General features: G+C 35.8%; 7 protein-coding genes. 3 read left to right on the top strand and 4 right to left on the bottom strand.

Annotated features, from left to right (window positions below):
• Window positions 1-791: 791 nt before the first annotated feature.
• Window positions 792-2,741, bottom strand: coding sequence for a putative porin (locus FT993_RS01825; RefSeq protein ID WP_187240733.1), 1,950 nt, complete (start codon window positions 2,739-2,741; stop codon window positions 792-794).
• A 96-nt stretch (window positions 2,742-2,837) separates the two neighbouring features.
• Here FT993_RS01825 and FT993_RS01820 point away from each other — a divergent pair, with 96 nt between their 5' ends.
• Both FT993_RS01820 and FT993_RS01815 read left to right on the top strand, forming a co-directional pair.
• On the top strand, window positions 2,838-3,437 hold the full coding sequence (locus FT993_RS01820; RefSeq protein ID WP_147860834.1) for a ribonuclease HII: 600 nt from the start codon (window positions 2,838-2,840) through the stop codon (window positions 3,435-3,437).
• A 34-nt stretch (window positions 3,438-3,471) separates the two neighbouring features.
• Window positions 3,472-5,943 (top strand): hypothetical protein, encoded by a 2,472-nt coding sequence (locus FT993_RS01815; protein ID WP_147860833.1) that lies wholly within the window; start codon window positions 3,472-3,474, stop codon window positions 5,941-5,943.
• 3 nt (window positions 5,944-5,946) lie between these two features.
• On the opposite strand, the gene FT993_RS01810 is transcribed toward FT993_RS01815, so the two are convergent.
• The 3 genes from FT993_RS01810 to FT993_RS01800 all read right to left on the bottom strand — a co-directional run bounded on the left by FT993_RS01810 (window position 5,947) and on the right by FT993_RS01800 (window position 9,065).
• Complete coding sequence (locus FT993_RS01810) at window positions 5,947-7,158, bottom strand: bifunctional alpha/beta hydrolase/OsmC family protein (protein WP_147860832.1); 1,212 nt, start codon at window positions 7,156-7,158, stop codon at window positions 5,947-5,949.
• On the bottom strand, window positions 7,155-7,868 hold the full coding sequence (gene lipB, locus FT993_RS01805; protein WP_147860831.1) for a lipoyl(octanoyl) transferase LipB: 714 nt from the start codon (window positions 7,866-7,868) through the stop codon (window positions 7,155-7,157). The genes FT993_RS01810 and lipB overlap by 4 nt, the downstream gene beginning before the upstream one ends.
• A 75-nt stretch (window positions 7,869-7,943) precedes the next feature.
• The gene (locus FT993_RS01800) at window positions 7,944-9,065 is read right to left on the bottom strand and encodes a T9SS type A sorting domain-containing protein (protein ID WP_147860830.1); all 1,122 of its coding nucleotides are present in this window, start codon (window positions 9,063-9,065) and stop codon (window positions 7,944-7,946) included.
• Between the two features lie 133 nt (window positions 9,066-9,198).
• On the opposite strand from FT993_RS01800, the gene lysS reads away from it, so the two are divergent.
• Entirely contained in the window at window positions 9,199-10,893 is a 1,695-nt protein-coding gene (lysS, locus tag FT993_RS01795; protein ID WP_147860829.1) for a lysine--tRNA ligase, read from the top strand.
• Window positions 10,894-10,968: the final 75 nt, after the last annotated feature.

The raw sequence follows: 10,968 nt of genomic DNA, 5'->3' as shown, positions 1-10,968 counted from the left end.
ATTTTTCTCAATACCTAGCTAACTAAGTATCTCGACTCAAAACTATTCTATTTAGCCTTTGTTTTAATTTCGCATTTCTTACTCGTTTCCAAGTAAAAATATACACTGTCAATTCAATAAATCAATGAACTTTTTACTCCGCTTCAGCTTAAAAAAAAACCTCAACTTCGTTTGTTAGATGCAAAGGAATCGAACCTTTATTTTATTTACCAATCATCTTGTTTTTAAGATCGTTTAACACTTATTGTGTTAGCGGCTGCAAAGATAGAAACTTTTTTTGTTCTGCCAAAATAAATTTGAAATTTTTTTAAAATTTATTTTTGATAACCGCTTAGCTTATTCAAGAAGGCAAAGATAAAAAGTCTTTCTTTATCTCACAACCCCTAAATTAAACTATTTCGCTTTTTAATGAACTTACAATGACTTGCGTCGATTGCGGGTGCAAATGTAGAACCTTTATTCCATTGTGCAAACTTTTTATAGGCTTTTTTTTATTTTATTTTTTAATGAAATACTAATGGCTTGCTAACAAGTGATTTAACCACCCAAAGTTTTTTGAAAATTTTAGCCAGGCTTACTAAAATGGAAGTTTACTTGCTTATACTCGTATTCGATAGGCTTATTCTTATAGCAAAAGTTCAAGGGTTAAATAATGATCCACCCCCACTTCCTCCTATTTAACCTGACCCAATTATTAATAGGTAACGAGAATAACTCCGCGAAAGCGATGGGAATAATTATTCAACAACTATTCTTAAAAAATAAATTATCTAGATATAGGTAAGCAACTTCTACAAAAAGAAATTCCAGACCAAACCAAATCGGATACTGAAATCACGAGAAGGCAAACCTGGTGCAACAAATGCATTATTGGTTGTAAATGCATCTAATACATTTTCTAATTGAAAGAATAGTCGGGTTTGTTGTATTTTGGCATTAAAGAAGAAATCGACTTGTGGGTCTACGTCTATCTCCCATTTATTCTGCACTACATAATTACCTACTATAGGGTTATAAGCATCGGCGTAGAATTGGGAGGCGTAATTAAGCATTAAGCCCGTTTGTAAAAACAAGGCATCTTTAAACCACTTGTCTTCATATAAAAGTGTGCTCCTAAAAACATAATCGGGAAGATTGAGCCCTTCGTTGTTCTGAGTTACTTTTTGAAATAACAAGGTGTTATCCCATTTAAAAGATCCCACAGCAATTTCTTTATTCGCTTTTACATCAAAATATATGGTTTTAGAAGATGCTTGAGTTGCATTAACAATTGAATCTGAAATGGCTTGTGGGCTATCTAAAAATTCAAAATAGGTTAGATTTTTAATTCGAGAAAAAGAAGCTTCAATGTTGACCCACTTGGGCATTTGCAGAAAAGCAGTAAACTTTTGCTGTTCTACCTCATCAAGGTCTTTACGCCAATTGTATGCTTTATAATCGCTTTGAAACACATGGTACTGTAAATCTGGACTGGTTTTTTCTATAAGCAATTTAGCTCCAAATTTATTTTCTTTGCCAAAATGATAGGCTGCTTCGGCATCCAATATATTTCCTGCATATTCTCCTAGTATCTTGGCCACCAAATTGGCTTGCAAACTTATTTGGTTAAACTGATTAGAATACAAAGCTTTGAACTGCAAAATATCATCTTTCAAATTATTTGGAATTGTCTGGGTATTGAGAACAACCTTGCGCCTGTAGCCGTAATTTAAATGACTATATTCCAATCCGGCTTTTAGGTAGCCAATGTTTTTAAGATTTGATGCTAGGTTAAAAGCATTGTTTAGCTGTTGGTATTCGGTTTCATTGTTGATTTTTAATTCCGTAAAGCTAGCACCAAATCCGTCAAAGGCATTTTGTTGAAAATAGTTGTACTCTTTGTCTGTGAAATTAAAATAATGATTGAGCGATAAGGCACCAGCTCCTGCATTCTTATCGGTGGCAATGAGATGATACGTTTGATCGAGTACAAAACGTTTGTGGTAAAACTTGCTTTCGGCATCTTGAAAATTGACTGCCAGTAGGGTGCGGTCATCAAACTCTCCCGATTTACTTTTATATTGTTCAATCGCTAGGCTCGTTAGCCCGCCGTTTTCTTGAGTACTCAAATCTTGAGAAACAAAATGGGTTTTCAATACATAGCGTTTATTATCGCTCGTATAACTACCACCAAGCCTAAAACTTCCTTGACTGGTCAAGTTGTTTTTGTATCGACCTAGTGAGCGTAAACCTTTATACCCTATAAAAAAGTTAAGCTTTTTACTGATGTTTGAGGTAAAAAAGGCATCTAAACTTTGCCCTTGTTCCAGAGTGGTTTTAAAATACAATTCGGTTAACGGGGTGGGTACGTGATAATAGGACACATCTTCTAAACCTAGAATTGGGTGTTGTTTTGCGTGCATCCCTATATCCGATATCGCATTATTCTTAATTTTATTAGCTAGTTGCGTATATCCTTCCCCTATATTTGAATACGCCCGTTTGTCAAAATTATCTTTACGCAGGTAATTGTATTTATAAAATTTAGCAATGCTTAGTGTAGTATCTACAAAAGTGGTATCCTGAGTATGACTAATTATTTTATAATCTGTAATGGGCGGCTTTTCACGATTATCAATCACCGACTTTTGCTTCATCTGGTCTGATCTATTACCAAACTGACCAGCATTACCACGAAGCGTTTGTGCACAAATCTGTTGCGCAGTAAATATAATTATTAAAAGAATAAGCTGTTTAAACATAGTGCTTTTTAACTGAGGCAAAAGTATCATTTTTTTGTTAAACAGGATTTATCAAATTATAAGTACTTCTTTTTAATTATCTTGTATTTTTGTACTATGTTACCATTACAATATAGTACTCATAATTACGAATGCGGAACCGATGAAGCTGGGCGCGGATGTCTTGCAGGCCCTGTAACGGCTGCGGCGGTTATTTTGCCGCCAAATTTTAAACATTCTTTTTTAACCGATAGCAAGAAATTAACACCTGCCCAGCGCGAAAATCTTTGTCCAATCATAAAACAAGAGGCTTTGGCATTTGCCATAGTACACGTAAGTGAGCAAGAAATAGATGAAATAAATATTTTGCAGGCATCGCTCTTGGCTATGCGACGAGCCATTGAACAACTTAATATAAAGCCAGATTTTATTGCTGTTGATGGCAATAAGTTTACGCCCATAAATGGTATTCCGCATCAATGTATTGTAAAAGGTGATGCAAAATTTTTAAATATTGCCGCGGCCTCTATTTTGGCTAAAACTGCTAGAGATCAATATATGCTGCAAATTCATGAGCAAGCCCCTGTATATAATTGGGCCAAGAATAAGGGGTATCCTACTGCAGAACATCGGGCTGCTATTCGCACCCACGGAATCAGCGCATATCACAGAAAAAGTTTTAGGTTATTACCAGAACAATATACTTTGGCCTTATAATTTCATAATTTTGTTTAAACAAGTTACGCCTAAGATGACAAGAAAGATATTATACTTATTTTTAACCTTTTCCGTTTTATTGTCGAGTTGCCAAAAAGAAAAGCAGCTTCAAAAAGATTTATTTGGAGCCATACCCCCAAAAACGTTTGCGGTTTTAAAAACAAGTGACTTTTCAATTTTTATCAATCAATTAAAAAATCAAGAGTGGTTGAGGCAACAGGAATATGATGGGTTTTTGACTTATTTTACACAATCATTTTTAAACCATAACTATTTAAAATTAGAAGAAGAGAGCTTGATTTGCTTTACCCCAGCTGGTAAAGACCGCCCAGCCATCACATTACTTAGCAAGCATACCCCAGAACTAGTTGATCTTGGTAAAATTAAAAACAAGAAAGTTACTAGTTACACCTATGATAATGCTACCGTAAAGCATTATACCTTAAATAATGTTGAAGCCTACACGGTACAATTAGAGCAACTTTTTGTAGTGAGTACTTCAAAACTAGTGCTTGAAAATATTATAAGAAATTTTGCAACACCCATTCCGCAACCGGCTGGCCTAGAAAAAATTTATGAAACCGGTGTTAGCGCAAAATTTGCACTTTTCTTTAATTTCCCAGAGGTTATAGCGCATTTTGATCAATATTCTACCCGCACTTTTAATAACTTAAAAGAGTTTACGGGCTGGAGCATGTTAGAAATCAATCTAGAGAAAGAAAAAATTCAGTTAGACGGTATCACTCAGGCTGTTCCTGCACAAAGAGCTACCATAAACGCTTTTGCTTCGGTTAAACCACAAAAAAGTGAATTGGCCGCCGTGGTACCTTTAAATGCCTACGCTTACACCAGTTTTACTTTTGACCAAGGTAAAAAACTTATTGAAGCATTAGGTAATGAAAAAAAGAACTCCAAAACCAAAGACAGCCTCAGTTTAGCGGAAACTTTAGTAGAAATTGGTAGTATACACTTGCCTCAAGGGGATGTTGTTGCAGCGCGAGCACTAGATATTAGTTTGAGTAAAGAAGCCTTATTGGCCCATACGCAAGTAAGCAAAAATTTTAGATCTATAGATATTTTTAAATTTGATAATGCTGACTTGTTTAGAAAACAGTTCTATCCATTGATTACGACCAAGAAATTAAGTTATTACTGCTTTTTAGATAATCACCTCATCTTCGCTGAAAAAATAGCGAGTATAGAGCATATAATAGCCAATTATTTAAACGAGTCTACCTTAATCAATCAAAATTACTACCAAGAAACACTTTCATCGCTAAGCGATTATTCGAGTATACTTAGCGTAAGTTTAAATGATAACTTCAAAAATCTTTTAAAAGATAGGTTTAAATCAGACCTTACTAAAGATATAGAGCAAATAAAAACCAATGGGTTTCCTATAGCTGCCATACAATTGGTATATGACACAAATTTTGCTCACGTGCATATGGTTATGCAAAAAATTAATCGCCCAAGCGGTAATCAAAACGCAATACAGGTAGGCACCATAAAAACAGAGAAACCCATTAACAAAGCTCCTTTTTTCTTCCCTTATTGGCGAACGGGTGAGCAATATATTGCAGTTCAAGACATAGACCATTTGCTTCAAGTTTTCAATTACAAAGGAGAGCTTGTCTTTAGCAAAGCGTTAGAAGGACCCATTTTAGGTCAACCTCAAGTAGTAGATCTTTATAACAATAGCCGTTTGCAACTCGCTTTTGCCACGTCGCATCAACTGCATATTCTGGCGGTAAATGGTAAATCGGTAAAACCCTTTCCCCTTCAATTTAAATCGCCACAAACCCAAGCCTTGGGCGTATTTGATTATGCTAACAACCACAATTATAGGTTTGTAACCACCCAAAACAATGTGGTTTTAATGTGGGATAAAAACGGAAAGCAGGTAAAAGGCTTTCAAATGAAACCCACCTCATCGCCTATCTTAAACACGCCTAATCATTTACGCATTGAATCTAGAGATTACATTAGTATACCCGAAGAAAGTGGAAGCTTACACCTGTTAAGTCGTACTGGTGAAGAGCGCTTAAAAATTAAAGAGAAAATAGATTTTAGCTCTGCGCAGTGGCAAGTGGAAAAAAATAAGTTTAGCAGTTTAGATACCAAAGGTAAAATATTAATTGATGAAAAAGCTAAGCTTACGCGGAAGGATTTAGGTTTACAAGATAATCATACTGCTGCTTTTAAAAATGGTACTTGGGCCATTAGCAACGAAAACGAATTGCTTATAAATGATAAACGTATTCAACTTGATTACGGTTTGTACACCCAACCCGCTATTTTTGAATTCAATAAACAAACCTATATTACCATAACCGATACCCAGGCACAAAAAGTCTATGTTTTTGATAAAAACGGAGAACTGCTACCCGGCTTCCCCGTCTACGGTAATTCTCGTGCAAGCATAGAAAATATTGATGCTAAAGGTATGTTAGAATTAATTGTACAGGGTGAAAAAAATAGTGTTTTAATTTATCAACTTAATTAAAACCTAATGGTTTTGTTGATTTATTTCGGTTTCGATTTCAGAAACGCTCGTTAGTGTTTTATGCAAGGGACAACGATTGGCAATCGCAAGTAGTCGCTGCTCTTGTTTACTATCTATACTCCCTTTATAAGTAATTTTTCGTTTAAACAAATCTTGCTTAATGCTTTCGCCCGCTTCTTCTCGTTCTATTTTATGATGTTGGGTGAGCACATTAATTTGATCTACTGGCCATTTTTTCTGATCAATATACATCCGTAAAGTCATGGCGGTACATGCTGAAAGCCCTCCTGCTAAAAATTCAAAAGGATTAGGCCCTTTATTTTTACCTCCAACCTTTGTGGGTTCATCGGCTAATAAATAATGACTCCCTACTTGCATGTGAGTAGTAAACCCATCTTCTACATGCAAATTTGCGGTAGCCGAATCTTGTGTTTGAGCTACTTCACTTTCTATTTCTGGGAGATAGCGTTTGGCCCAAGATGCTATTAATTGTCCCGCATAAACAGCATCATTTTCATCTGAAAGCAAATGGTCTGCGCTGTCTAAACTCACAAAACTTTTAGGATGCATGGCGGCTACATAAAGTTCTTGTGCGTGTTTAATAGCAACTACCTCATCGTGAGGCGCATGCAAATTCAAATAAGGAAGACGCAATTCTTTTAACGCTTTAAGCGGATTATGCTCTTCTAAGTCTTCAATAAATTCTTGTTTAAAGGTAAATTTTCGTCCGGCTAGCACCACCTGCGCCTCCCCTTTTGCCTGTATTTCTTCTTGCGCAGTACCAAATAGATTCTTAACATGACTAGTATGACTGGGACTGCCAATACTAACCAAAGCTTTTAAAGTAGGTAAGTGGCGCGCCGCTAAAATAGCTGCTGCTCCTCCTAGCGAGTGTCCTACCAGCAAACTTGGAGCTTGATAATTCTCTTTCAAATATGCTGCAGCATCTAGCAAATCGGTGATATTGCTAGAAAAAGTAGTCTCAGCAAAATCACCCTCACTTTGCCCCAAACCTGTAAAATCAAACCGAAATACGGCAAAATCATTTTGAGTTAGTGCTTTGCTTATGTTTCTAAAGCCTTTTAAATCTTTACCACAAGTAAAGCAATGTGCTAATAATACATATTGCTTAGGCTTTGCAAAAGCAGGTAGATCTAAATGAGCTCTTAAGCTATGGCCCTCTCTATTGGTGAATGTTACTCTTTGGGTGTTCATAAATCATAATTCAATTGTGCTTCAAACCGTTTTTCAAAATGTTTAAGCATTATACTTTTCACTTCTGACAGCGGAATTTCTTCCTTTCCTAACTCAACGTGCAGCGAAGTAACCGCTTTATCTTCTATACCACACGGAACAATATGGTCAAAATAACCTAAATTGGTATTCACGTTGAGCGCCAGCCCGTGCATAGTGGTCCATCTACTAGCACGCACCCCCATAGCACAGATCTTGCGCGCAAAAGGAGTACCCACATCTAACCACACACCTGTTTCGCCCTCGCTTCTTTGCGCTTTAATACCATACTCGTCCAGAGTTAAAATAACCACTTCTTCAAGAAATCGAAGATATTTATGAATATCGGTAAAAAAATTTTCTAAGTCTAAAATAGGATAAACTACCAGTTGTCCCGGCCCGTGATATGTAATATCGCCGCCTCGATTAATTTTATAAAAACGCGCACCGATGTTTTTTAAGTTAGCTTCATCGAGTAACAAGTTTTTAGCATCTCCATTTTTACCCAAGGTGTAAACGTGCGGATGCTCTACTAAAAGAAGATGATTTTTTGTTTCATCATCTTTATCTTCACGTCTATTAGCCACCTTTGTATCTATGATTTGTTGAAATAAACGTTCTTGAAAATCCCAAGTTTCTTGAAAATCTTTTAACCCTAATTCTTGAAGCTGTACTATTTTATTTTGTTTCATGAAGAAAATTAGCTTTAAAAAGCAAAGGTACGATTATTCATCGTACATTTTAAACTCCTTTGTCAATTACAAGTTTTAGTTGATAATGATTTTTTTAATTGTTGTTTGACCTTGACTTTGTATTTGAAGAAAGTAAGTTCCAGAAGTTAAATGAGAAACTTCTAAACTATAATTTCCATGAAGAGATGATGATTTGAGTTCTATTTCCTCTCCTAAAACATTCCACATCTTTAAACCTTCGACCTCAACACTATTTAAGGATTTAACTTGTAAATTACTTGTCGCAGGATTTGGATAAACAGTAAAGTTATTTTCTTTTATATTGGCAACTGCTAAAGCAACATTAGACTCTAAGTAATCTGGTGTTCCGCTATTATCGGTATCATCGTCGGTTGGGTCTCCGTTATTGTTATAGTCTTCATCGGCGGTTAAAACGCCATCACCATCATCGTCGTCATCTTCATAGTTTCTTAATCCGTCGCCATCGGTATCATCATCATTTAAGTTTCCGTTACCATTTACATCTTCATCGGCGGTTGCTACTAAATCATTATCAATATTAGTGGCACAATCCAATACAATCAAGTTAAAACTTGTTGTAGCAAAACATCCTCCAACATTATTCTTCACAGTCACATAAATTGTTTGCGGATTATTTGTATTTGTAAAAACTTGTGGATTTGCAATTTCATTAGTTCCTGCATCTGCATCAGCTTGACTGATATAAAAAGAAACACTATGCATGCTAGGGTTCTGAGTGCCTAATACAACAGATGAGTTAAGGGTAAGATCAAAACTTGCACTCCCTCCTCCCATATCACAAAAAATTAAATCGGGAGCTGGGTTAGCAACAGGAGTATCATAAATAATTAAATCTACCGTCGACGTGGCGAAATTACCTGTAGCCATCTCTTCAACACGAGAATAAATGGTTTGAAAATAAGCTACCACATTGGTATAACTTGGGTTTAATGGATTGGAGTTACTTTGCGCATCTGCCAATGTTTCAAAATAAGAAACAGAGTAATCTGTAAACGATTGTCCGTTTAATACATTGGCATCAACAACAGTTAAGTTAAATAATGTAATTCCATCGTTATCATCATCACACATCTCTATACTCGTAGGGCTAGCGGTTTGTGCAATCCCTACAAAATTGATTAAGAAAAAAATAAAAAGTAATTGTTTTTTCATCATAATATATTTTATGTTAGTATCAATAAAACAATCTTATTTAAAAAACTCCTACTTTTCTTTAAACCTCCGTTTTCTTTTTTGGATTGCTACCAAGTTTGTAATTATCTTTGCAGCTTCAAATTAAACATACATTATGCAGTTATCTGAACAAGAACTTGTGCGTAGAGAAAAATTAGCTTCTCTAAGAAAACTAGGTATTAACCCATATCCAGCAGATTTATATCCGGTAGATCATACTTCCGCAAAGATTAAACAGGAGTTTGAGGAAGGAAAAAAGGTGATTATTGCAGGGAGATTAATGTCTAGACGTATACAAGGTAAAGCTTCTTTTGCAGAACTACAAGATAGCGAAGGCCGCATACAAGTATATTTTAATAGAGATGAAATTTGTAGCGGTGAGGATAAAACATTATATAATGAGGTTTATAAAAAACTATTAGATATAGGAGATTTTATAGGAATCGAAGGTGAGCTTTTTAACACACAAGTGGGCGAAAAAACCGTATTGGTAAAAAACTTTACCCTATTAAGCAAGGCGCTTAAACCTTTACCTCTGCCCAAGGTAGACAAAGAGGGCAATGAGTATGATAAATTTAATGATCCAGAATTACGCTATCGCCAGCGTTATGCCGATTTAGCGGTAAACCCTAAAGTTAAAAATATCTTTATCAAACGCACCAAGTTGTTTAATGCCATGCGTGAGTTTTTTAATGAGCGAGGATATTTTGAAGTTGAAACGCCAATATTACAGTCTATACCGGGAGGTGCAGCCGCTAGACCTTTTGTAACGCATCACAACGCTTTAGACATTCCTTTATATTTAAGAATTGCGAATGAATTGTATCTAAAACGACTTATCATTGGTGGCTTTGATGGGGTTTATGAATTTTCTAAAAATTTTAGAAATGAAGGGATGGATAGAACCCATAATCCAGAATTTACAGCAATGGAAATTTATGTGGCTTACAAAGACTACAATTGGATGATGGATTTTACCGAGAAATTAATAGAGCATTGTGCCCTCGCTGTTAACGGTACGACCAAAGCTACTTTTGGACAACACGAAGTAGATTTTAAAGCTCCGTATAAGCGGGTTACTATGACCGATGCCATTAAAGAATTTACCGGCTATGATATTACAGGAAAATCTGAAGAAGAACTCCGCCAAGCGGCTTTAGATATGGGGATTGAGGTAGATGAAACCATGGGTAAAGGAAAGCTTATTGACGAAATTTTTGGTGAAAAATGCGAAGGCAATTACATTCAACCTACCTTCATAACCGATTACCCTAAAGATATGAGTCCGCTTACCAAAGAACACCGGGATAATCCTGAACTTACCGAGCGATTTGAATTAATGGTTTGCGGTAAAGAGATTGCCAATGCCTATTCTGAGTTGAATGACCCAATTGATCAACGAGAGCGATTTGAAGAACAATTGCGTTTGTCTGAGAAAGGAGACGATGAGGCTACAGGCTTTATAGATGAAGATTTCTTACGTGCATTAGAATATGGTATGCCCCCTACTTCTGGCCTAGGTATTGGGATGGACCGATTAATTATGTTTTTAACCAATAATCCATCAATTCAAGAAGTGTTGTTTTTCCCGCAAATGAAACCAGAACGTAAAAAAATTGAATTAACCGAGGAAGAAAAAACAGTCTTAGATCTTTTAAAGAAAGAATCTCCACAAGAATTGGAAACCATAAAAGGAAAATCTGGATTGAGCAATAAAAAGTGGGACAAAGCCCTAAAAGGACTACGTAAACATAATCTCGCCACGGTAAATAAAACCGACGAGGGTTTATTTGTAGAGTTGGATGAATAGTATTTTAGCTATGAGTAGTTAGTAGTGATAATTTTCTCAATACGATAATAAAAAAGGAATTATTCTAAGTTGGGT

Origin of the sequence: Mesonia sp. HuA40 (assembly GCF_008017835.1) — a bacterium.
GTDB lineage: Bacteria > Bacteroidota > Bacteroidia > Flavobacteriales > Flavobacteriaceae > Mesonia.
Note: the sequence above shows the minus strand (reverse complement) of the source record. Positions and strands in the feature narration are given on the sequence as shown.